Annotated in this window: 22 protein-coding genes; 20 read left to right on the top strand and 2 right to left on the bottom strand. The window is 62.5% G+C overall.

Translation table 11 applies throughout. The annotated features are described in order from the left end of the window. The first annotated feature begins 67 nt into the window (after positions 1–67). Genes LQV39_RS11430 through LQV39_RS11405 form a run of 6 tightly spaced genes read left to right on the top strand, consistent with a single transcriptional unit; the run spans position 68 to position 5544 of the window. Positions 68–835, top strand: coding sequence for an ABC transporter ATP-binding protein (locus tag LQV39_RS11430; RefSeq protein WP_230025514.1), 768 nt, complete (start codon positions 68–70; stop codon positions 833–835). Then, positions 835–1551 (top strand): ABC transporter ATP-binding protein, encoded by a 717-nt coding sequence (locus LQV39_RS11425; RefSeq protein WP_230025512.1) that lies wholly within the window; start codon positions 835–837, stop codon positions 1549–1551. Before LQV39_RS11430 ends, LQV39_RS11425 begins: the two co-directional genes overlap by 1 nt. A gap of 29 nt (positions 1552–1580) precedes the next feature. After that, positions 1581–2786, top strand: a complete 1206-nt coding sequence (locus tag LQV39_RS11420; RefSeq protein ID WP_230025510.1) for an ABC transporter substrate-binding protein — start codon at positions 1581–1583, stop codon at positions 2784–2786. Between the two features lie 4 nt (positions 2787–2790). After that, entirely contained in the window at positions 2791–3654 is an 864-nt protein-coding gene (locus LQV39_RS11415) for a branched-chain amino acid ABC transporter permease (protein WP_230025508.1), read from the top strand. A gap of 50 nt (positions 3655–3704) precedes the next feature. Beyond that, positions 3705–4688 carry a branched-chain amino acid ABC transporter permease gene (locus LQV39_RS11410; protein WP_230025506.1) on the top strand — a complete coding sequence of 328 codons (984 nt, stop codon included), beginning with the start codon at positions 3705–3707 and terminating at the stop codon, positions 4686–4688. A gap of 16 nt (positions 4689–4704) precedes the next feature. Further along, positions 4705–5544: an alpha/beta fold hydrolase gene (locus LQV39_RS11405; RefSeq protein WP_230025504.1), complete on the top strand. Its 840-nt coding sequence runs from the start codon at positions 4705–4707 to the stop codon at positions 5542–5544. A gap of 81 nt (positions 5545–5625) precedes the next feature. Here the strand turns inward: LQV39_RS11405 and LQV39_RS11400 are convergent, their stop codons facing one another. Beyond that, the gene (locus LQV39_RS11400; RefSeq protein ID WP_230025502.1) at positions 5626–6795 is read right to left on the bottom strand and encodes an iron-containing alcohol dehydrogenase; all 1170 of its coding nucleotides are present in this window, start codon (positions 6793–6795) and stop codon (positions 5626–5628) included. 100 nt (positions 6796–6895) lie between these two features. Between LQV39_RS11400 and LQV39_RS11395 the strand changes: the two genes are divergently transcribed. Continuing rightward, positions 6896–7666, top strand: coding sequence for a TSUP family transporter (locus LQV39_RS11395; protein ID WP_230025500.1), 771 nt, complete (start codon positions 6896–6898; stop codon positions 7664–7666). A gap of 24 nt (positions 7667–7690) precedes the next feature. On the opposite strand, the gene LQV39_RS11390 is transcribed toward LQV39_RS11395, so the two are convergent. Continuing rightward, positions 7691–8740: a DUF1176 domain-containing protein gene (locus LQV39_RS11390; RefSeq protein ID WP_230025498.1), complete on the bottom strand. Its 1050-nt coding sequence runs from the start codon at positions 8738–8740 to the stop codon at positions 7691–7693. Between the two features lie 178 nt (positions 8741–8918). On the opposite strand from LQV39_RS11390, the gene mnmG reads away from it, so the two are divergent. The 13 genes from mnmG (at position 8919) to LQV39_RS11325 (ending at position 20699) form a co-directional block, all read left to right on the top strand. Next, the gene (mnmG, locus tag LQV39_RS11385; RefSeq protein WP_230025496.1) at positions 8919–10877 is read left to right on the top strand and encodes a tRNA uridine-5-carboxymethylaminomethyl(34) synthesis enzyme MnmG; all 1959 of its coding nucleotides are present in this window, start codon (positions 8919–8921) and stop codon (positions 10875–10877) included. After that, the gene (gene rsmG / locus LQV39_RS11380) at positions 10874–11533 is read left to right on the top strand and encodes a 16S rRNA (guanine(527)-N(7))-methyltransferase RsmG (RefSeq protein ID WP_230025494.1); all 660 of its coding nucleotides are present in this window, start codon (positions 10874–10876) and stop codon (positions 11531–11533) included. The genes mnmG and rsmG overlap by 4 nt, the downstream gene beginning before the upstream one ends. A 103-nt stretch (positions 11534–11636) precedes the next feature. Next, positions 11637–12407 (top strand): ParA family protein, encoded by a 771-nt coding sequence (locus LQV39_RS11375; RefSeq protein WP_230025492.1) that lies wholly within the window; start codon positions 11637–11639, stop codon positions 12405–12407. A gap of 30 nt (positions 12408–12437) precedes the next feature. Further along, entirely contained in the window at positions 12438–13319 is an 882-nt protein-coding gene (locus LQV39_RS11370; protein WP_230025490.1) for a ParB/RepB/Spo0J family partition protein, read from the top strand. Positions 13320–13636: 317 nt separating this feature from the next. Then, positions 13637–13981: an ATP synthase subunit I gene (locus tag LQV39_RS11365; RefSeq protein WP_230025488.1), complete on the top strand. Its 345-nt coding sequence runs from the start codon at positions 13637–13639 to the stop codon at positions 13979–13981. Beyond that, on the top strand, positions 13978–14817 hold the full coding sequence (gene atpB, locus LQV39_RS11360) for a F0F1 ATP synthase subunit A (RefSeq protein WP_230025487.1): 840 nt from the start codon (positions 13978–13980) through the stop codon (positions 14815–14817). Before LQV39_RS11365 ends, atpB begins: the two co-directional genes overlap by 4 nt. Positions 14818–14904: 87 nt before the next feature. Continuing rightward, positions 14905–15147: a F0F1 ATP synthase subunit C gene (atpE, locus tag LQV39_RS11355; protein ID WP_056133842.1), complete on the top strand. Its 243-nt coding sequence runs from the start codon at positions 14905–14907 to the stop codon at positions 15145–15147. Positions 15148–15220: 73 nt separating this feature from the next. Next, the gene (locus tag LQV39_RS11350) at positions 15221–15691 is read left to right on the top strand and encodes a F0F1 ATP synthase subunit B (protein WP_230025485.1); all 471 of its coding nucleotides are present in this window, start codon (positions 15221–15223) and stop codon (positions 15689–15691) included. 2 nt (positions 15692–15693) lie between these two features. Beyond that, positions 15694–16227 (top strand): F0F1 ATP synthase subunit delta, encoded by a 534-nt coding sequence (locus LQV39_RS11345; RefSeq protein ID WP_230025483.1) that lies wholly within the window; start codon positions 15694–15696, stop codon positions 16225–16227. 71 nt (positions 16228–16298) lie between these two features. Continuing rightward, positions 16299–17834 (top strand): F0F1 ATP synthase subunit alpha, encoded by a 1536-nt coding sequence (gene atpA / locus LQV39_RS11340; RefSeq protein WP_230025481.1) that lies wholly within the window; start codon positions 16299–16301, stop codon positions 17832–17834. Between the two features lie 62 nt (positions 17835–17896). After that, the gene (gene atpG / locus LQV39_RS11335; RefSeq protein WP_230025479.1) at positions 17897–18778 is read left to right on the top strand and encodes a F0F1 ATP synthase subunit gamma; all 882 of its coding nucleotides are present in this window, start codon (positions 17897–17899) and stop codon (positions 18776–18778) included. Positions 18779–18845: 67 nt separating this feature from the next. Continuing rightward, the gene (atpD, locus tag LQV39_RS11330; protein WP_230025476.1) at positions 18846–20249 is read left to right on the top strand and encodes a F0F1 ATP synthase subunit beta; all 1404 of its coding nucleotides are present in this window, start codon (positions 18846–18848) and stop codon (positions 20247–20249) included. Positions 20250–20273: 24 nt separating this feature from the next. Beyond that, on the top strand, positions 20274–20699 hold the full coding sequence (locus LQV39_RS11325; protein WP_230025474.1) for a F0F1 ATP synthase subunit epsilon: 426 nt from the start codon (positions 20274–20276) through the stop codon (positions 20697–20699). Positions 20700–20715: the final 16 nt, after the last annotated feature.

Genomic DNA, 20715 nt, shown 5'->3' with positions numbered 1-20715 from the left:
GGCGATTCCTAAAAATGTGTAAGATTTGGAAAGTTTTCCACTCGTATCACTCGTCGATGGAGAAGTCATGGCGGACGTCATCCTGGAAACCCGCAAGCTGACGAAGGAATTCAAGGGGTTCACGGCCGTCGGCAGCGTGGACCTGCAAGTGCAGCGCGGCCATATCCACGCCCTCATCGGCCCGAATGGCGCCGGCAAAACCACCTGCTTCAACCTGCTGACCAAGTTCCTGGTGCCGAGTTCGGGCCAGATCCTGTTCAACGGCCGCGACATCACGGGCGCCCGGCCGGCCCAGATCGCCCGCATGGGCATCATCCGCTCCTTCCAGATCTCGGCCGTGTTTCCGCACCTGACGGTGCTTCAAAATGTGCGCATCGGCCTGCAGCGCGCGCTCGGCACCAGTTTTCATTTCTGGCGCAGCGAGCGCAGCCTGGACCAGCTGAACCAGCGCGCCATGGCCTTGCTGGAAGAGGTCGACCTGGCCAGCTTTGCCGGCATGCTCACCGCCGACCTGCCGTATGGCCGCAAGCGCGCGCTCGAGATCGCGACGACCCTGGGCATGGAGCCGGAACTGATGCTGCTCGACGAGCCGACCCAGGGCATGAGCCACGAAGACGTGCACCGGGTGACGGAACTGATCAAAAAAGTGTCAGCAGGGCGCACGATCCTGATGGTCGAACACAATATGAACGTGGTGTCCGGCATCTGCGACCGCATCTCGGTGCTGCAGCGCGGCGCCATCCTGGCCGAGGGCAGCTATGCCGAGGTCTCCCGCAACCCCCAGGTGCTCGAGGCCTACATGGGCACCGAAGCGCCGCTGCAAGGAGCGCATTGATGGCGGCCGCACTCGAGATTCAAGGCTTGCAGGCCTGGTACGGCGAATCGCACATCCTGCACGACGTCGGCTTGAGCGTCGATGAGGGCGAGGTCGTGACCCTGCTGGGCCGCAACGGCGCCGGCCGCACTACCACCTTGCGCGCCATCATGGGCCTGACCGGCACCCGGCGCGGCTCGATCCGCATCCACGGCCAGGAGGCGATCCGGCTGCCGACCTACAAGATTGCCCACCTCGGCGTCGGCTATTGCCCGGAAGAGCGCGGCATCTTTTCCTCGCTGTCGACCGAGGAAAACCTGCTCCTGCCGCCGGTGCTGGCGGCGTCGCAGGGCAGGGCGGCCGGCATGTCGCTGGACGAGATCTACGAGATGTTTCCCAACCTGTACGAGCGCCGCCGCAGCCAGGGCACGCGCCTGTCCGGCGGAGAACAGCAGATGCTGGCGGTGGCGCGCATCCTGCGCACCGGCGCCAGATTGCTGCTGCTGGACGAGATCTCGGAAGGCCTGGCGCCCGTTATCGTGCAGGCGCTGGCCCGCATGATCACGACCCTGAAGGCCAAGGGCTATACCATCGTGATGGTGGAACAGAATTTCCGCTTCGCCGCGCCGCTGGCGGAGCGCTTCTATGTGATGGAACACGGGCGGATCGTCAAAACGGTCCGCGCCGCCGAACTGCAGGCCAGTATGCCCGAGCTCACCGAGCTCCTCGGCGTCTGAATAACATCTTTTAAAACGGAGACCAGCCCATGAAACGCACCGCCATCGCCCTCGCCGCCACCGCCTTTGCCGCGGCACTGTCCTTCCCCGCCCAGGCCCAGGTGTCGGGCGACACCATCAAGATCGGCATGATCACCGACTTGTCCGGCGTGTATTCCGACATCGACGGCAACGGCGGCGCCGAGGCCGTGCGCATGGCGATCGCCGACCTCGGCGGCGCCGTCAACGGTAAAAAAATCCAGTTCATGGTCGCCGACCACCAGAACAAGGCCGATATCGCCGCGAGTAAAGCCCGCGAATGGTTCGACCAGCAGGGCGTCGACATGCTGATCGGCGGCACCAATTCCGGCGCCAGCCTGGCCATGGCCAAGGTGGCGCAGGAAAAGAAAAAAGTCTTCATCGCCATCGGCGCCGGCTCGGCCAGGCTGACCAACGAGGATTGCTCGCCCTACACCGTGCACTACGCCTACGACACCGTGGCGCTGGCGCGCGTGGCGGCACCGGCCATGATCAAGCAGGGCGGCAAGTCCTGGTACTTCCTGACCGCCGACTATGCCTTCGGCCAGTCGCTGGAAAAGGATGCCACCACCATCATCAAGGCCAACGGCGGCACCGTCGTCGGCAGCGTCAAGCATCCCTTGTCCGCGTCCGACTTCTCGTCCTTCCTGCTGCAGGCGCAAGCCTCGAAAGCCCAGGTGCTGGGCCTGGCCAACGCCGGCGGCGACTTCATCAACTCGATGAAAGCCGCCAAGGAATTCGGCCTGACCAAGACCATGAAGATGGCCGGCCTGCTGGTGTTCATCAACGATATCCACACCCTGGGCCTGAACACGACCCAGGGCCTGTACCTGGCCGACGGCTGGTACTGGGACCAGAACGACCAGACCCGCGCCTGGTCCAAGCGCTACTTCGCCAAGATGAAGAAACAGCCCTCCATGCTGCAGGCAGCCGATTACTCGGCCACCACCAACTACCTGAACGCGGTGAAGGCGGTCGGCAGCGACGATGCCGACAAGGTCATGGCCCAGCTCAGGAAGACGAGAATCAACGACATGTTCGCCAAGAACGGCGAGATCCGCCCGGACGGCCGCATGGTCTACGACATGTACCTGATGCAGGTGAAAACGCCGAAGGAATCGAAGGGACCGTGGGACTACTACAAGGTCGTGTCGACGATCCCGGGCGCCCAGGCCTACACGGCCAAGGCCGAGACCAAATGCGCGGCCTGGAAATAAGTAGATGCAGGCGATGATGAGCCAGCTCCTGCTGGGGCTGGTCAACGGTTCCTTCTATGCGATGCTGTCGCTGGGCCTGGCCGTGATCTTCGGCCTGCTCAACGTCATCAATTTCTCGCATGGGGCGCTGTACATGATGGGCGCCTTCCTCGCCTACATCGGCGTCACCGCCTTCGGCCTGAACTATTGGGCGATGCTGGTGCTGGCGCCGCTGCTGGTGGGCGTGTTCGGCATCCTGGTCGAGAAAACCATGCTGCGCTGGCTGTACAAGCTGGACCATTTGTACGGCCTGCTGCTGACCTTCGGCATCACCCTGCTGCTGGAGGGCGTGTTCCGCTCCTTCTACGGCGTGTCCGGCCAGACCCTGGACGTGCCGGAAGCGCTGGCGGGCGCCACCGACCTCGGCTTCATGATCCTGCCGAACTACCGCGCCTGGGTGGTCGCCGCTTCGCTGACGGTCTGCCTGGCGACCTGGTTCACGATCGAAAAGACGAAACTGGGCGCCTACCTGCGCGCCGGCACCGAGAACCCGAAGCTGGTCGAAGCCTTCGGCGTCAATGTGCCGCTGATGGTGACACTGACCTATGGCTTCGGCGTGGCCCTGGCGGGCTTTGCCGGCGTGCTGGCGGCGCCCGTCATCAACGTCACGCCGCTGATGGGATCGAACCTGATCATCGTCGTGTTCGCGGTGGTGGTGATCGGCGGCATGGGCTCGATCCTCGGTTCCATCCTCACCGGCCTGGGCCTGGGCGTGATCGAGGGCCTGACCCGGGTGTTTTATCCGGAAGCCTCGGAGGTGGTGGTGTTCGTGGTGATGGTGATCGTGCTGCTGCTGCGGCCGGCCGGCCTGTTCGGCAAGGAGAAATAAAGGACCTCGCAAACCTGCCGCGGTTTTCGAGGCCCTTTAAGAAAGGAATTATGAATAGGAAACTCGGCTATTTGATCGCCCTGGCTGTCGCACTGGCGGCCCCCTTCGTCGGCTACCCGGTTTTCCTGATGAAGCTGCTGTGCTTCGGGCTGTTCGCCTGCGCCTTCAACCTCTTGATCGGCTATACCGGCCTGCTGTCCTTCGGCCATGCCGCCTTCTTCGGCGGCGCCGGCTATGTGGCTGGTTACGCCCTGACGACGCTGGGACTGCCCTTCGAAGCCGGCATCGTGCTCGGCGTGCTGGCCGCCGCCGCCATCGGCCTGGTGATGGGTCTGCTCGCGATTCGGCGCCAGGGCATTTATTTTTCGATGATCACGCTGGCGCTGGCCCAGATGGTCTACTTCGGCGCCCTGCGCGCGCCCTTTACGCATGGCGAGGATGGCTTGCAGGGCGTGCCGCGCGGGAAACTGCTGGGCGTGCTCGACCTGGGCCATGACCTGACGATGTACTACGTGGTGCTGGCGCTGTTCGTGGGCGCTTTTGCGCTGATCGTGCGCATCATCCACTCGCCTTTCGGCCAGGTGCTCAAGGCGATCAAGGAAAACGAGCCTAGAGCCATTTCCCTGGGCTATGAGGTCGACAGGGTCAAGCTGCTCGCCTTCGTGCTTTCCGCGGCCCTGGCGGGCCTTGCAGGGGCCTTGAAAACGGTCGTACTGGGCTTCGAGACTCTGACCGACGTGCACTGGACCATGTCCGGCCTCGTCATCCTGATGACCCTGGTGGGCGGGATGGGGACATTGGCGGGACCGATCCTAGGCGCCTTCCTGGTGGTCGCCCTGGAAAACAAGCTCGGCGACGTAGGGAACTTCCTCGCCGAGAAGACGCATGTAGAATGGTTTTCATCCCTGGGCGAATCGGTGGGCATCGTCACCGGGCTGATCTTTGTCGCGTGCGTGCTGCTGTTCCGGCGCGGCATCGTCGGCGAAATCGCGGCGGTCTTCGATGCCGCCAGGCGCAAGGGGACAGCAGCCTAAAACACTGGAGGTGCATGTGGTCGACGAATCCCTGATGGTGAATACCAACGGCATCCACATGCACGCCACCTCGACCGGGCAGGGGCCGGTCATCCTGCTGCTGCACGGTTTTCCCGACACCCATCTCGTCTGGCGCAAGCAGGTGCCGGTGCTGGCCGGTGCCGGCTTCCGCGTCATCGCCCCCGACCTGCGCGGCTATGGCCGTACCGATGCGCCTCCTTACGTGCTCGACTACACGCTGGACAAGATCCGCGCCGACATTCTCAGCCTGCTGGACGCGCTCAAGATCGACAAGGTACACCTGGTCGGGCACGACTGGGGCGGCATCATCGGCTGGCAGCTGGCATCGATGGCGCCGACGCGCATCGAGCGCTTCGTCACGATGTCGACCGGCCACCCTTCGGCGATTTTCCATGCCGGTATCCTGCAGCAACTGCGCATGGCCTACGTGCCGTTTTTCTGCATGCCGGGCATCGCCGAACACGCGCTGCGGGCGGCCGACTGGTTCGCGCTGCGCCAGTTCACCAGCGAGCCAGGCCAGGCCGATTTCTGGAAGCGCGACCTCGACCCACCGGGGCGCCTGACGGCGGCGCTGAACTATTACCGGGCCAACCTGAAGCTGGCGCTGCCGCAATCTTTGCCACCTGTAAAAGTTCCCGTGATGGGCATCTGGAGCGACCGCGACGCAGCCCTGGGCGAAAAGCAGATGCGCGATTCCGCCCATTACGTCGATGGCGAGTTCCGCTTCGAGCGCATCCACGACGCCGACCACTGGCTGCAGCTGACGGCGCACGATAAGGTGAATACCTTGCTGCTGGATTTTCTTGGGGCGAAGAAGCCGCAGAGCAGCTTCTAAGTTAGCTTGTTCACGTCGTTCCCGCGAAGGCGGGAACCCAAGTTTGCTTGGATTCCCGCCTTCGCGGGAATGACGGCGGATTCACAGCGCGGCCGCGTAAATCGCACGCGCATCCTCCCGCGTCAGCTCGCGCGGATTATTCCCCAGCAGGCGGGTCTGCAGCATCGCATCGTCGGCCAGGCGGTCGAGGTCGCGCTCGGCGATCCCGACCTGCTGCAAGGTCGTCTCCACCCCCGTGATCTTGGCGATCTGCTGCATTGCAACAATCAAGGCCTGGGCCCGCGCCTCTTCGCTGCCGCTGGCGTGCGGCACGACGATGCCGGCCAGTTCCGCATAGTGGCTGCTCGCCGCCGGCAGGTTGAAACGCAGCACGTGTGGCAAGACCAAGGAGTTCGACAGCCCGTGCGCCACGTGAAAAATCCCGCCGATCGGATAGGCCAGCGCGTGCACCGCCGCCACCGGCGCATTCGAGAACGCCTGCCCGGCCAGGCAGGCGCCCAGCAGCATAGCTTGTCTCGCATCGAGGTTGTGGCCGTTCTCACAGGCCTTGACGATATTCGCCGACAGCAGAGACAGCGCCTGGCGCGCCAGCATGTCCGACAGCGGGTTCTTCTTGTGCCGGCTGGTATAGGCTTCGATCGCATGCACCATGGCGTCGATGCCGGTGGCGGCGGTGACCGCCGGCGGCAGGCCCACCGTCAGGCTGGCGTCCAGCACGGCCAGGTCGGCATACAGCTGGGGCGCGACCACGCCCATCTTGGTGGTCTCGCCGGTGGTGACGATGGCGATGTTCGTGACTTCGGAACCGGTGCCGGCGGTGGTCGGCACCTGGACGAGCGGCAGGCGCTGGCCAGCGACCTTGCCGATACCGTACATCTCGGCCAGCGGCTGCTCGTTGCCGGCCAGCACCGCGACCAGCTTGGCCACGTCCATCGAGCTGCCGCCGCCAAGGCCGATCACCAGTTCGCTGCCCTGCTTGCGGGCGAAGGCCGCAGCTGCCTCGACCACGGCCTCGGGCGGATCGGCGAGCACATCCGCGTAGACGCTCACCGTCATCCCATGGCGCTCCAGGCTGGCGCGTGGCGGCTCGGCCAGGCCGGTGCGCAGGAAGCCAGGATCGGTCACCACCAGCACCCGCCGCACGCCCGGGAAACGCTCGGCGACGAACTGTCCCAGCCGCAGCGAAGCGCCGGGTTCGGACACCATGCTGGACACGGTACTGAAGCTGAATGCGGAGGTGAAGGTGCTCATCGTGGCGTCTCCTGATGATGTTGTGTTTTCTCAAGCTTACACCAGCCACCGCGTTTCGTTACCGTACAATGGCGGTTTCCCTCCGAGTGCATTTGTTTCCATGTTCGACCTTGTCCTCCTGGCCTGCGCGGCCTTTCTTGCCGGTCTTGTCGATGCTGTGGTGGGAGGGGGAGGGCTGATCCAGATCCCGGCGATCTTTGCCGTGTTCCCGAAGGAAGTGCCGGCGACGCTGATCGGGACAAACAAGCTGGCGTCGATCTGCGGCACCTCGGTCGCGGCCGTCAAATATGCGCGCCGGGTGCCGGTGGCATGGGGTACCGCCGCGCCGGCCGCCGCCGCTGCTTTTGCGCTGGCCTTCGTCGGCGCCTGGACCGTGACCCGCGTGCCGGCCGATTTCGTGCGCAGCCTGCTGCCCCTGGTGCTGGTGGCGGTCGCCATCTACACATTTAAAAAGAAGGATTTTGGGTCGGTGCATGCGCCGGTCCATAGCGGCATGACCGAGCGCGTGCTGGCCATGGGTGTCGGCGCCGCCATCGGTTTTTATGACGGCTTCTTCGGTCCGGGCACCGGCAGCTTCCTGATCTTCATGTTCGTGCGCTTCTTCGGCTTCGATTTCCTCGGCGCCTCGGTAGCGGCGAAGATCGTCAACGTCGCCTGCAATTTCTCGGCCCTGATCTGGTTCGGCTACAGCGGCCACCTGATCTGGAAGCTGGCGGCGGTGATGGCGGTGTTCCAGGTGATGGGCTCGCTGATCGGGACGCGGCTGGCGCTGAAGCATGGCAGCGGTTTCGTGCGCAAGCTGTTCCTGGTCGTGGTGTCCTTGCTGATTGTAAAGACAGCCTACGACTCCTTCAAACACCTCGGCTGGTAATGTTTCACGTGAAACAGCTGGACATTATTTCGGTTGTTTGACTTTTACCACCAGAGTTGGCAACTCCCAGGCCCCGCCCGCTGCAATGCCTTTGCACATGCCGGTCGTCATCGACGACGTGTGAACAAAACCTTGTCCGTCCCAGGTCCAGGTGTCGCTCGATATGCAGTCACCCATGCCGCGGCCTTTCTGGATGGCGTAGATCCTGCCCTCGCTGTAATCGCTGCCGGCGTTTGTCACCATTACTGGGGCAAACGGCGGCAACGCGTTGGTTACCCAATAAGCGTCGCCGCTGTTATAGGTCGCCATGAAACAGCCTAGCGACACCAGGAGCCGAGAATCAGACAAGCGGTACGCGGACAGCTTGGCTGGGCTGCGTGCGTTCTCGTCGAAGCCCTCGCAGCTGTTTCCATCTTCGTCGCCGAGTGTCTTGCGCAGTTCCGCCAGCAGTGCCGTCAGTTGTTTCGCCGGCACTAGGCGCGGATCGGGCTCGTCGCTACGGACCGGCGCCGCAACCAGTTCGGGAAGCGGGAGGGCAGGCGCCACCGACGATGCCGATTTCCTTCCTTTGCGCACCAGCGCGCCGGGCGTGCCCAGCCGTCCCTGGAATTCATCCATTTTCAGCAGGACCGCATTCGCTCCTTTGGTGGAAAGCTTCCAGCTTTCCGTTTTCGCCGTCCAGCTGATCGGTGCATCCTTGAGCACGGCCGCGAGCAGTGCCTCGGTCTGGCTTGCGTCGAGCTCACCCTTGGCGTCGCCGTCGATCTTGACGGCGCCGAGCCGCCGGCCGGCCACGTGCATCTGCACGCTGTCGGGCGGAGCCGAGCCGGTGTCTGCCAACTTCAGCTGCACACGCGGGTTCTGATTCGCGCCGGCGGCGCGGGTCAGCAGTACCGAGACACCCGCTTCGGCATCGTCGTCCTGGTAGCCGGCTGCGCGGCAGGTACGCGTGTTGTCGCAGGCAATTTCCCAGTCCTTGTGAAAGAAACGCAGCTGCGGTGAGTCAGCCGCGTAAAGCGTCGACATCGGCAAAACGGACAAGAGCAGGGCGATACGGGCAGGATAGCGAATCATCTGGGGAGCTCGTAGACAGGCTGGAAAAGCATAGTATCAACCGCATATTCACAGTCCAGCAAGCCGTCTGTTTGGTTCCACGTGAAACAATTTTCTGTCGTTTTCGACCCGCAAGCGAAGCCGCACGGAAAAAAGAATCTATAATCCCTGCTTAACTCTCCTCGCAGCACATTCCATCATGTTATTTCCGACAGAATTCGACGTGATCGTCGTCGGCGGCGGCCATGCCGGCACCGAAGCGGCACTCGCGTCTGCACGCATGGGTCAGAAGACCCTATTGCTTACTCACAACATCGAAACCCTCGGGGCGATGTCCTGCAACCCGTCGATCGGCGGTATCGGCAAGGGCCATCTGGTCAAGGAAGTCGACGCCATGGGCGGCGCGATGGCCATCGCCACCGACGAAGCCGGCATCCAGTTCCGCATCCTGAACTCGTCGAAAGGCCCTGCCGTGCGCGCCACCCGCGCCCAGGCCGACCGCGTCCTGTACAAGGCGGCGATCCGTTCGCGCCTGGAAAACCAGCCGAATTTGTGGCTGTTCCAGCAGTCGGTCGACGACCTGATGGTCGAAGGCGAGCGCGTGGTTGGCGCCGTGACCCAGATCGGCCTGCAGTTCCGCGCCCGCGCCGTGGTGCTGACCGCCGGTACTTTCCTTGACGGGAAGATCCATGTCGGCCTGCAGAACTACACGGCCGGCCGCGCCGGCGATCCGGCAGCGGTCTCACTGTCCGCGCGCCTGAAGGAATTGAAACTGCCGCAGGGCCGCCTGAAAACCGGTACGCCGCCGCGCATCGATGGCCGCAGCATCGATTTCGCGGCCATGACCGAGCAGCCGGGCGACCTCGATCCGGTGCCGGTGTTCTCGTACATGGGCAATGTTTCCATGCACCCGAAGCAGGTACCGTGCTGGGTCACGCACACGAATGCGCAGACCCACGACATCATCCGCAACGGCCTCGACCGCAGCCCGATGTACACCGGCGTCATCGAAGGCGTCGGCCCGCGCTACTGCCCCTCGATCGAAGACAAGATCCACCGCTTCGCCTCGAAGGAATCGCACCAGATCTTCCTCGAGCCGGAGGGTCTCACCACCAACGAGTTCTACCCGAACGGGATCTCGACCAGCCTGCCTTTCGACGTGCAGCTGGCCCTGGTGCGTTCGATGCGCGGCCTGGAAAACGCGTTCATCCTGCGCCCCGGCTATGCGATCGAATACGATTATTTCGACCCGCGCGGCCTGAAAGCTTCGCTGGAAACCAAGGCCATCCAGGGCCTGTTCTTTGCCGGCCAGATCAACGGCACCACCGGCTACGAAGAAGCGGCGGCGCAGGGCATGCTGGCCGGTATCAACGCCGCGCTGCAGACCCAGGGCAAGGAAGCCTGGACCCCGGGACGTTCGGAAGCCTACCTCGGCGTGCTGGTCGACGACCTCACCACCCAGGGCGTGGCCGAGCCCTACCGCATGTTCACCAGCCGGGCGGAATACCGCCTGTCGCTGCGCGAGGACAATGCCGACATGCGCCTGACCGAGATCGGCCGCAAGCTGGGCGTGGTCGGCGATGCGCAATGGGAAGCCTTCGAGCGCAAGCGCGAATCGGTCGCGCTGGAGCTGGAACGCCTGCGTGCGACCTGGGTGAATCCGCGCATCCTGGCGGCTGCCGAATCCGAGCGCGTGATCGGCCAGGCCATCGAACGCGAGTACAACCTGGCGGATCTGCTGCGTCGACCGGGCGTCGAGTACGACAAGCTGATGACCATGCAGGGCAACGAAGGGCAGGCGCTGGCCGGCCCCGGCGTGGAAGATCCGGCGGTCAAGGAGCAGGTCGAGATCCAATTGAAATATTCGGGCTATATCGATCGCCAGGCGCGCGAAGTGGAGCGTCACGACTACTACGAAAACCTGAAACTGCCGGAAAACCTGAACTACCTGGAGATCGTGGCGCTGTCGATCGAGGTCCGCCAGAAGCTGGATAAGCAGCGTCCGGAGACCCTGGGCCAGGCTTCGCGCATCTCCGGCGTGACCCCGGCGGCGATCTCCCTGCTGCTGGTGCACCTGAAAAAACGCGGCGCCAAGGGTTTTACCAATACCCCGACGGAGAACACCGGTGAAGAGCCGAAGCAGGAGCTGGCCGAATGAAGAATTTCGACCGCCACACCCTGTCGCAAGTGCTGGCCGAGGGGATCGCCGAGATGAAGCTCGATGTAACCCCGGCCCAGCAGGAAAAGCTACTGGATTATTTGGCGCTGATGTTCAAGTGGAACTCTGTGTACAACCTGACCTCGCTGCGCGATCCGATGCAGATGGTGACCCACCACCTGCTCGATTCGCTGGCCGCGGTGCCGGCCTTCGCAGACTCGAAGAACGTGCTGGACGTCGGCTCGGGCGGTGGCCTGCCCGGCATCGTGCTGGCGGTGGTGCGCCCGGACATGAAAGTGTCCATGATCGACACCGTGCACAAGAAAACCGCCTTCCTCACGCAGGTGAAGGCGCAACTGGGCCTGGTCAACGTCAGCATCTATACCATGAAGGTGCAGGAACTGACGGTAAGCGACAAATTCGACGTCATCACCTCGCGCGCCTTTGCCGACCTGTCCGATTTCGTCAACTGGTCCTCGCACCTGCTGGCGGAGCAGGGCCGCTACATCGCCTTGAAAGGGACAGCGCCACAGGACGAACAGCAAAGGCTGCCGGCCGAATGGAAGGTGACGAAAGTGGAGCCCCTGCAGGTGCCCAGGCTGGGAGCGGAACGCCACCTGGTTCATATTGAGAAAATGCGCCAGAAGTCAGAATAACAGCGCAACAGGCTAAACGATATAAACAGTTCATACCGTATTACCGAGTAAACAGTATAAATCGTTTTAATGGTATTAACGGTATGGCTTTATAAAGGCATACATGGCGAAAATTTTTTGCGTAGCAAACCAGAAGGGCGGGGTCGGCAAGACCACCACCAGCGTCAACCTGTCCGCCGGGCTGGCCAAGCTGAACCAGCGCGTGCTGCTGGTCGACCTCGACCCGCAGGGCAACGCCACCATGGGCGCCGGCATCAACAAGGCCGGGCTGGCCTCTTCGATCTACCAGGTGCTGCTGGGCGAGGCCGACGTCGCCGCCGCGCGCCTGCGCAGCGAAGCGGGGCGCTTCGACGTGCTGCCGGCGAATCGCGAGCTGGCCGGCGCCGAAGTCGAGATGGTCGAGCTGGACAACCGCGAACGCCGCCTGAAGGAAGCCCTCGCCAAGGTCGATGCCGACTACGATTTCATCCTGATCGACTGCCCGCCCGCGCTGTCGATGCTGACCCTGAACGGCCTGGTGTGCGCGCACGGTGTGATCATCCCGATGCAGTGCGAGTACTACGCGCTGGAAGGCTTGTCCGACCTGGTCAACACGATCAAGAAGGTGCACGCCAACCTGAACCACGACCTGCGCATCATCGGCCTGCTGCGCGTGATGTTCGATCCGCGCATGACCCTGTCGCAGCAAGTCTCGGCCCAGCTCGAGCAGCACTTCGGCGACAAGGTCTTCAAGACCATCATCCCGCGCAACGTGCGCCTGGCCGAAGCGCCCTCGTACGGCATCCCGGGCGTGGTGTTCGATCCTTCGTCGAAAGGCGCGCAGGCGTACATCGCCTTCGGCGCCGAGATGGTCGAGCGCATCAAGACCATGTAATCCACACACATAACAAATCAGTCCAACACCATGGCAACGAAAAAACTGAAGGGACTCGGCCGCGGCCTCGACGCCCTGCTCGGCGGCGACGCCCACGACACCCCGGCCACGCCCGCCGGCAGCCCATCGACCCTGGCGGTGACCCGCATCCAGGCCGGCAAGTACCAGCCGCGCACGCGCATGGACGACGGTTCGCTGTCGGAACTCGCTGCCTCGATCAAGAGCCAGGGCATCATGCAGCCGGTGCTGGTGCGTCCGATTACCGGTGCCGGTGAGGTCGGCTACGAAATCATCGCCGGCGAACGCCGCTTCCGCGCCGCCCAGCTGGCCGGCCTCGAAGAGATTCCGGTGCTGGTGCGCGAGGTCGATGACCAGAACGCGGCCGCGATGGCCCTGATCGAGAACATCCAGCGCGAAGACCTGAACCCGCTCGAAGAAGCGCAGGGCATCGCGCGCCTGATCTCGGAATTCGACTTCACCCACGAACAGGCGGCGAATGCGGTCGGCCGTTCGCGCAGCGCGGTGTCCAACCTGCTGCGCCTGGTAAACCTGGCCCAGCCGGTGCAGACCATGCTGATGGCAGGGGATATCGACATGGGCCATGCGCGCGCCCTGCTGGCGGTCGACGCCGCCAGCCAGATCACGCTGGCGAACCAGGTGATCGCGAAACGCCTGTCGGTGCGCGAGACGGAAAAACTGGTGGCCCGCACGCTGGAGGAGCAGAACGCACCGGCGGCCACCACGCGCCAGAAGGAAAAGTCGGGCGACATCGTGCGCCTGGAAGAGGAACTATCGGACCGCCTGGCCACCCCGGTCGTGTTCAAGATGGGTAACAAGGGCAAGGGCCAGATGATCATCGACTTCGCTGATCTCGACGTGCTCGAGAGCGTGCTGGCGCGCCTGCGCGGCTGAAGTAACACTGCTTCACGGCTGTGGGTAAGTGGTAACTTGTCCACAGTGCATCCCGCCCCAACTCCCCCGGCGTGCTCCGTCTATGCACACTGCGTGCGCTGCGAGATCCCATTGTGTTGCTGCGAATACGAGGATTTTCGTAGGAAATTTAACAGTTTCGGCCGAAAATCCTTTGTCGTTTTTACATCGTCCAGCCTGCGATATAAGGACGGAAGAGTTTGACTACCGCGTTCATAAGCCCTTATAATCCCGCTGATTCATGTAATTACCATACCGTAACTCGGTTCCACCCTGGCTAGCGCGAAAGAACAAGAAAAATGCTGCGCCTGGTCTCCCTGCAAATGATGGCAACGATCGTGGCCGGCCTCATCGCCGGACTGATCGGGGGGTGGTCTGCGATGTTTTCCGCGGTATTGGGTGGCTTGTGTTGTGTCGTTCCCAACGGTGTCATGGCCATGCGCCTGTTCGCTGGCACGCAGAAGCCGGGCGGCGCGAACCCTGCCACATTTTTCATCTGGGAATTTGTAAAGATTGCTTTGACGCTGGCGCTGCTGTTTGTGACGGCGCGGCTCTACCACGATCTGAATTGGTTCGCCCTGATAGGCGGGTTCATCGTGGCGCTAAAAAGTTACATCATCTTATTATTTAGGCATTCACAATGACGAGTCCAACGGTAGAAACCGCCGCGGAGCATGCGCCAACCGCCGGCGAATACATCCAGCACCACCTCCACCACCTGACCGCCGGCCATCAGAGTTTCGTGGTCGATTTCCATGTGTGGAACCTCGACACGATCTTCTGGTCGATCTTCGCCGGTGTACTCGGCTGCCTGATCATGTGGCTGGCCGCGCGCCGCGCCACCTCGGGTGTGCCGGGCCGTTTCCAGGCCTTCGTCGAAATGATCGTCGAAATGGTCGAAGACCAGTCGAAAGCCATTATCCACGGCGATCGCAGCTTTATCGCCCCGCTGGCCCTGACCGTGTTCGTCTGGGTTCTGCTGATGAACTCGCTGGACTTCCTGCCGGTCGACCTGTTCTCGTCGCTGTTCCACCTGCTGGGCGTCGAGCACCTGTTCCCGACCCACCGCGTGGTCCCGACCGCCGACCTGAACGGCACCATGGGTATCGCCCTGGGCGTGCTGGCCGTGGTTCTGTTCTACAACCTGAAGGTCAAAGGCGTGGGCGGCTGGATCCATGAACTGTTCGCGGCGCCGTTCGGCATCTGGCTGGCACCGGCCAACTTCCTGCTGAACCTGATCGAATACGCAGCACGCACCGTGTCGCTCGGCATGCGACTGTTCGGCAACATGTACGCCGGCGAGCTGTTGTTCCTGTTGATTGCTCTGCTCGGCTCCATGGCCACTGCCTTCGGCTTTATCGGCCACGTGGTTGCCGGCTCGATCTGGGCGATCTTCCACATCCTGATCGTTGTCCTGCAGGCATTCATCTTCATGATGCTGACGTTGGTCTATATCGGTCAGGCCCACGAGAGCCACTGACCGACGCGTCGCAAGAACGAACAAGATAGTGGTAGTAAAGAAGTTGTAAATTTTCTAGTTTTTTAATTTTACTTTTGGAGTATTGTAATGACTGACTATTCTTACGTTGCACTGGCTTGCGGTCTGATCATCGGCCTGGGCGCTATCGGCGCATGTATCGGTATCGCTCTGATGGGCGGCAAGTACCTGGAAGCTTCGGCACGTCAGCCTGAACTGATGAACACCCTGCAGACCAAGATGTTCCTGCTGGCTGGTCTGATCGACGCGGCATTCCTGATCGGTGTCGGTATCGCAATGCTGTTCGCATTCGCAAATCCGTTCCACGCCTAATCGAAACACCATTCGGTTTTGAACAGCCGAACCTCCACGGTTCGGCATCCGTTTTTGTGAGAAGGAATTTACCGTGAACTTGAACGCAACTCTGTTTGCCCAGTTCGTGGTCTTCTTCATCCTGGTGTTCTTCACGATGAAATTCGTGTGGCCGCCGCTGATGAAAGCGCTCGACGAGCGCTCCGAGAGGATCGCGAACGGCCTGGCCGCTGCCGACCGTGGCAAGGCAGAAATGGCTGCCGCCGAAAAACGCATCGCCGCCGAACTGGCGTCGACCCGCGAAGAAAGCGCCAAGCGCATCGCCGACGCTGAAAAGCGTGCTGCAGCGATCATCGAAGAAGCCAAGCAGACCGCCTCCGTGGAAGCCGCACGCATCGTCGAAGGCGCCCGCGCCGACGCCGAGCAGCAGGTGACCCGTGCCCGCGAAGAACTGCGCGGCCAAGTGGCTGCCCTGGCTGTTGCCGGCGCCGAGCAGATCCTCAAGCGCGAAGTGAACGCAGCGGCCCACGCCGACCTGCTGAACCGCCTGTCGACCGAGCTCTGATCATGGCTGAGTTCGCAACCGTCGCCCGCCCTTACGCCGAAGCGCTGTTCCGTGTCGCCCAGAATGGCGACATGGCGGCCTGGTCCGGCATCGTCTCGGAACTGGCGCAAATCGGCGCCAATCCGGACATGCAGGCTTTTGCCGGCAATCCGAACGTCACGCCGGCCCAGCTGGCCGAGACGATTGCGTCGCTGGTCAAGTCGCCCCTGAGCCCTGAAGCGAAGAACTTCATCGCGATGCTGTCCGAGAATGGCCGCATCAACCTGCTGCCGGAAATCGCGGCGCAGTTCACCCAGCTGAAGAACGCATCCGCCGGCGCCGCCGACGCCACCGTCTACAGTGCCTTCGAGATGTCGGCTGACCAGGTGAATGCGCTGGCCGCCGCGCTGGAAAAGAAATTTGGCCGCAAGCTCAACCCCACGGTCGAAGTCGATCCGTCGCTGATTGGTGGTGTGCGCGTGGTCGTCGGTGACGAAGTGCTGGATACCTCGGTCCGCGCGAAGCTGCAGCAAATGCACAACGCGCTGGTAGCCTGAGGTTCCTGGCACCGTCTACCGCGTCCAAGCCCTTGCCCTACGCATCAAGAAACTATTAGGAGTTAGCACTCATGCAACTTAATTCGTCTGAAATCAGCGAACTGATCAAGAGCCGCATCCAGGGCCTCGAAGGTTCGGCTGATGTTCGTAACCAAGGCACGGTGATCTCCGTCGCCGACGGTATCTGCCGCATCCATGGTCTGTCGGACGTGATGCAGGGCGAGATGCTGGAATTCCCGGGTAACACCTTCGGTCTGGCGATGAACCTCGAGCGTGACTCGGTCGGCGCCGTGATTCTGGGTGCTTACGAGCACATCTCGGAAGGCGACACCGTCAAGACCACCGGCCGCATCCTGGAAGTCCCGGTCGGTCCGGAACTGCGTGGCCGCGTCGTCAACGCACTGGGCCAGCCGATCGACGGCAAGGGGCCGATCAACGCCGCCCTGACCGCCCCGATCGAAAAGATCGCCCCGGGCGTGATCGCGCGTGAATCCGTCTCGCAGCCGATGCAGACCGGTATCAAGTCGATCGACGCGATGGTGCCGATCGGCCGTGGCCAGCGCGAGCTGATCATCGGCGACCGCCAGACCGGTAAATCGGCTGTTGCTGTCGACGCGATCATCAACCAGAAGGGTCAGAACATGACCTGCGTGTACGTGGCGATCGGCCAGAAGGCCTCGACCATCAAGAACATCGTGCGCTCGCTGGAAGAGCATGGCGCGATGGAGTACACGATCGTCGTCGCCGCTTCCGCTTCGGAATCGGCTGCAATGCAGTACATCTCGGCCTACTCTGGCTGCGCGATGGGCGAATACTTCCGCGACCGCGGCGAAGACGCGCTGATCGTGTACGACGACCTGTCGAAGCAGGCTGTCGCTTACCGCCAGATCTCGCTGCTGCTGCGCCGTCCGCCGGGCCGCGAAGCTTACCCGGGCGACGTGTTCTACCTGCACAGCCGCCTGCTGGAGCGTGCCGCTCGCGTGAACGCCGACTACGTGTCCGCCTTCACCAACGGCGCCGTCACCGGCAAGACCGGTTCGCTGACCGCACTGCCGATCATCGAAACCCAGGCAGGCGACGTCTCGGCCTTCGTGCCGACCAACGTGATTTCGATTACCGACGGCCAGATCTTTCTGGAGACCTCGCTGTTCAACGCCGGTATCCGTCCTGCGATCAACGCCGGTATCTCGGTGTCGCGCGTCGGTGGCGCCGCCCAGACCAAGGTCATCAAGGGCCTGTCCGGCGGTATCCGTACCGACCTGGCGCAGTACCGTGAGCTGGCTGCGTTCGCGCAGTTCGCATCGGACCTGGACGAGTCGACCCGCAAGCAGCTGGACCGCGGTGCGCGCGTGACCGAACTGCTGAAGCAGAAGCAGTACTCGCCGCTGCCGATCTCGCTGATGGCCGCTTCGCTGTTCGCCGTCAACAAGGGCTATTTCGACGATATCGAAGTCAAGCGCGTGCTGGATTTCGAAGCCGGTCTGCACAACTTCCTGAAGTCCAGCCACGGCGCGCTGCTGTCGAAGATCGACGACAGCAAAGCCCTGGACAAGGACGGCGAAGCAGCGCTGGCCGCCGCCATCGCCGACTTCAAGAAGTCGTTCTAAGCGCGGCTATCTGATGGAATGCGGGGCCGGGGCAACCCGGTCCCTATAAGGAGTAAGGGCTCATGGCAGCAGGCAAAGAGATACGTGGCAAGATCAAAAGCGTAGAAAATACGAAGAAGATCACCAAGGCGATGGAAATGGTCGCCGCGTCCAAGATGCGCAAGGCGCAGGACCGGATGCGCGCCGCCCGTCCCTACAGCGAGAAGGTCCGCAACATCACGGCCAACCTCGCCACTGCGAACCCGGAGTACACCCACGCGTTCATGGCGAATGCCAAGGACACGAAAGCGAAAGCCGTCGGCTTCATCGTCGTCACGACCGACAAGGGTCTGTGCGGCGGCATGAACACCAACGTGCTGCGCCAGGTGACGCAGAAGACCCGCGAGCTGGAAGCCGCGGGCAATCGCATTGAAGTCGTTGCAATCGGCAACAAAGGTCTGGGCTTCCTGAACCGCATCGGCGTGAAGGTCGTTTCGAGTGTCACGCAAATCGGCGACACCCCGCACCTGGACAAGCTGATCGGCCCGATCAAGGTCATGCTCGACGCTTACCAGGATGGTCAGCTGGACGCGGTGTACCTGTGCTACACCAAGTTCATCAACACCATGCGCCAGGAACCGGTGGTCGAGCAATTGCTCCCGCTGCCGGCCGGGCACCTGAAGGCGGATGAAGGCGCCCACTCGTGGGACTACATCTACGAGCCGGAAGCGCAAGTCGTCATCGACGAGCTGCTGATGCGCTACGTCGAAGCGCTGATCTACCAGTCGGTGGCCGAGAACCTGGCGTCCGAGCAGTCGGCGCGCATGGTGGCAATGAAAGCCGCAACCGACAACGCGGGCAACGTCATCGGCGAGCTGAAGCTGGTCTACAACAAGACCCGCCAGGCAGCGATCACGAAAGAACTCTCCGAGATCGTCTCGGGCGCGGCTGCAATTAGCGCTTAAATGCGGCAGCTAAGCCGAACAAGCGATCTTACGAAACGACATTAAAACTATATCTGAAGGAACGAACATGGCTGATGGCAAAATCGTTCAGTGTATCGGCGCCGTGGTTGACGTGGAATTCCCGCGTAACGCAATGCCGAAGGTGTACGACGCACTGAAAATGGAAGGCTCGGAACTGACCCTGGAAGTCCAGCAGCAGCTGGGTGACGGCATCGTCCGTACCATTGCACTGGGCAGCTCGGAAGGCCTGCGTCGCGGCATGACCATCCAGAACACCGGCAAGCCGATCATGGTGCCGGTTGGTAACGCTACCCTGGGCCGTATCATGGACGTGCTGGGCAACCCGATCGACGAGCGCGGTCCGGTCAACGCCGAGACCACCGCATCGATCCACCGCACCGCCCCGGTGTACGACGAGCTGTCGCCGTCGCAGGACCTGCTGGAAACCGGCATCAAGGTGATCGACCTGGTCTGCCCGTTCGCCAAAGGCGGTAAAGTCGGCCTGTTCGGCGGCGCCGGCGTGGGTAAAACCGTCAACATGATGGAACTGATCAACAACATCGCTAAAGCGCACTCGGGTCTGTCCGTGTTCGCCGGCGTGGGTGAGCGTACCCGTGAAGGTAACGACTTCTACCACGAAATGGCCGATGCCAAGGTCGTCGATCTGGACAACCTGGGCAACTCGAAGGTCGCGATGGTCTACGGCCAGATGAACGAACCGCCGGGCAACCGTCTGCGCGTCGCGCTGACCGGCCTGACCATGGCCGAAGCCTTCCGTGATGAGGGTAAAGACGTTCTGTTCTTCGTCGACAACATCTATCGCTACACCCTGGCCGGTACCGAAGTCTCGGCACTGCTGGGCCGTATGCCGTCGGCAGTGGGCTACCAGCCGACCCTGGCCGAAGAAATGGGCCGCCTGCAAGAGCGCATCACCTCGACCAAGACCGGTTCGATCACCTCGATCCAGGCCGTGTACGTCCCTGCGGATGACTTGACCGACCCGTCGCCGGCAACTACCTTCGCCCACCTGGACTCGACCGTCGTTCTGTCGCGTGACATCGCTTCGCTGGGTATCTACCCGGCAGTGGATCCGCTGGACTCGACCTCGCGCCAGCTGGACCCGCTGGTCGTCGGTGAAGAGCACTACGCCACCGCGCGCGCCGTGCAGGGCACCCTGCAGCGCTACAAGGAACTGCGTGACATCATCGCAATTCTGGGCATGGACGAACTGGCGCCGGAAGACAAGCTGGTCGTCGCACGCGCTCGCAAGATGCAGCGTTTCCTGTCGCAGCCGTTCCACGTCGCTGAAGTCTTCACCGGCGCACCGGGCAAGTACGTTTCGCTGAAAGACACGATCAAGGGCTTCAAGATGATCGCGTCGGGCGAACTGGACCACCTGCCGGAGCAGGCGTTCTACATGGTCGGCACCATCGAAGAAGCGATCGAGAAGGCCAAGAAGCTGGCTGCTTAATCAAGCCAACTTCAAAGGACACTTATGGCAAACACTATTCACGTAGACGTCGTCTCGGCCGAAGAGCAGATCTTTTCGGGCGAAGCCGAGTTCGTCGCGTTGCCGGGTGAATCGGGTGAGCTGGGTATCTACCCGATGCACACCCCCTTGATCACGCGCATCCGTCCGGGCGCCGTGCGCATCACCGTGCCGGGCCGTACCGAAGAAGAGTTCGTCTTCGTGGCCGGCGGCATCCTGGAAGTCCAGCCGAAAGGCGTGACCGTCCTGGCCGACACCGCGATCCGCGGCGCCGACCTGGACGAGGCGAAAGCCCAGGAAGCCAAGCGCATGGCTGAAGAGCTGATGCTGAACAAGGAATCCCAGATCGACTACGCCAAGGCGCAAGCCGAACTGGCGGCCGCGATCGCCCAGCTGGCGGCCATCGCCAAGCTGCGTCACAAGGGCCGCTGATCTCAGCGTTTATCTT

Source organism: Massilia sp. Bi118, assembly GCF_918697865.1.
Classification (GTDB): domain Bacteria; phylum Pseudomonadota; class Gammaproteobacteria; order Burkholderiales; family Burkholderiaceae_D; genus Telluria.
Note: the sequence above shows the minus strand (reverse complement) of the source record. Positions and strands in the feature narration are given on the sequence as shown.

Bases quoted from the DNA above. Each gene is read 5' to 3' on its own strand.
- LQV39_RS11420 (WP_230025510.1), top strand. From the start codon at position 1,581: ATGAAACGCACCGCCATCGCCCTCGCCGCCACCGCCTTTGCCGCGGCA.
- atpB (WP_230025487.1), top strand. From the start codon at position 13,978: ATGACGAGTCCAACGGTAGAAACCGCCGCGGAGCATGCGCCAACCGCC.
- LQV39_RS11325 (WP_230025474.1), top strand. From the start codon at position 20,274: ATGGCAAACACTATTCACGTAGACGTCGTCTCGGCCGAAGAGCAGATC.
- LQV39_RS11430 (WP_230025514.1), top strand. From the start codon at position 68: ATGGCGGACGTCATCCTGGAAACCCGCAAGCTGACGAAGGAATTCAAG.
- atpA (WP_230025481.1), top strand. From the start codon at position 16,299: ATGCAACTTAATTCGTCTGAAATCAGCGAACTGATCAAGAGCCGCATC.
- rsmG (WP_230025494.1), top strand. From the start codon at position 10,874: ATGAAGAATTTCGACCGCCACACCCTGTCGCAAGTGCTGGCCGAGGGG.
- LQV39_RS11395 (WP_230025500.1), top strand. From the start codon at position 6,896: ATGTTCGACCTTGTCCTCCTGGCCTGCGCGGCCTTTCTTGCCGGTCTT.
- LQV39_RS11365 (WP_230025488.1), top strand. From the start codon at position 13,637: ATGCTGCGCCTGGTCTCCCTGCAAATGATGGCAACGATCGTGGCCGGC.
- LQV39_RS11370 (WP_230025490.1), top strand. From the start codon at position 12,438: ATGGCAACGAAAAAACTGAAGGGACTCGGCCGCGGCCTCGACGCCCTG.
- LQV39_RS11410 (WP_230025506.1), top strand. From the start codon at position 3,705: ATGAATAGGAAACTCGGCTATTTGATCGCCCTGGCTGTCGCACTGGCG.
- LQV39_RS11400 (WP_230025502.1), bottom strand. From the start codon at position 6,795: ATGAGCACCTTCACCTCCGCATTCAGCTTCAGTACCGTGTCCAGCATG.
- LQV39_RS11345 (WP_230025483.1), top strand. From the start codon at position 15,694: ATGGCTGAGTTCGCAACCGTCGCCCGCCCTTACGCCGAAGCGCTGTTC.
- atpE (WP_056133842.1), top strand. From the start codon at position 14,905: ATGACTGACTATTCTTACGTTGCACTGGCTTGCGGTCTGATCATCGGC.
- LQV39_RS11425 (WP_230025512.1), top strand. From the start codon at position 835: ATGGCGGCCGCACTCGAGATTCAAGGCTTGCAGGCCTGGTACGGCGAA.
- atpG (WP_230025479.1), top strand. From the start codon at position 17,897: ATGGCAGCAGGCAAAGAGATACGTGGCAAGATCAAAAGCGTAGAAAAT.
- LQV39_RS11390 (WP_230025498.1), bottom strand. From the start codon at position 8,740: ATGATTCGCTATCCTGCCCGTATCGCCCTGCTCTTGTCCGTTTTGCCG.
- LQV39_RS11375 (WP_230025492.1), top strand. From the start codon at position 11,637: ATGGCGAAAATTTTTTGCGTAGCAAACCAGAAGGGCGGGGTCGGCAAG.
- LQV39_RS11415 (WP_230025508.1), top strand. From the start codon at position 2,791: ATGCAGGCGATGATGAGCCAGCTCCTGCTGGGGCTGGTCAACGGTTCC.
- mnmG (WP_230025496.1), top strand. From the start codon at position 8,919: ATGTTATTTCCGACAGAATTCGACGTGATCGTCGTCGGCGGCGGCCAT.
- atpD (WP_230025476.1), top strand. From the start codon at position 18,846: ATGGCTGATGGCAAAATCGTTCAGTGTATCGGCGCCGTGGTTGACGTG.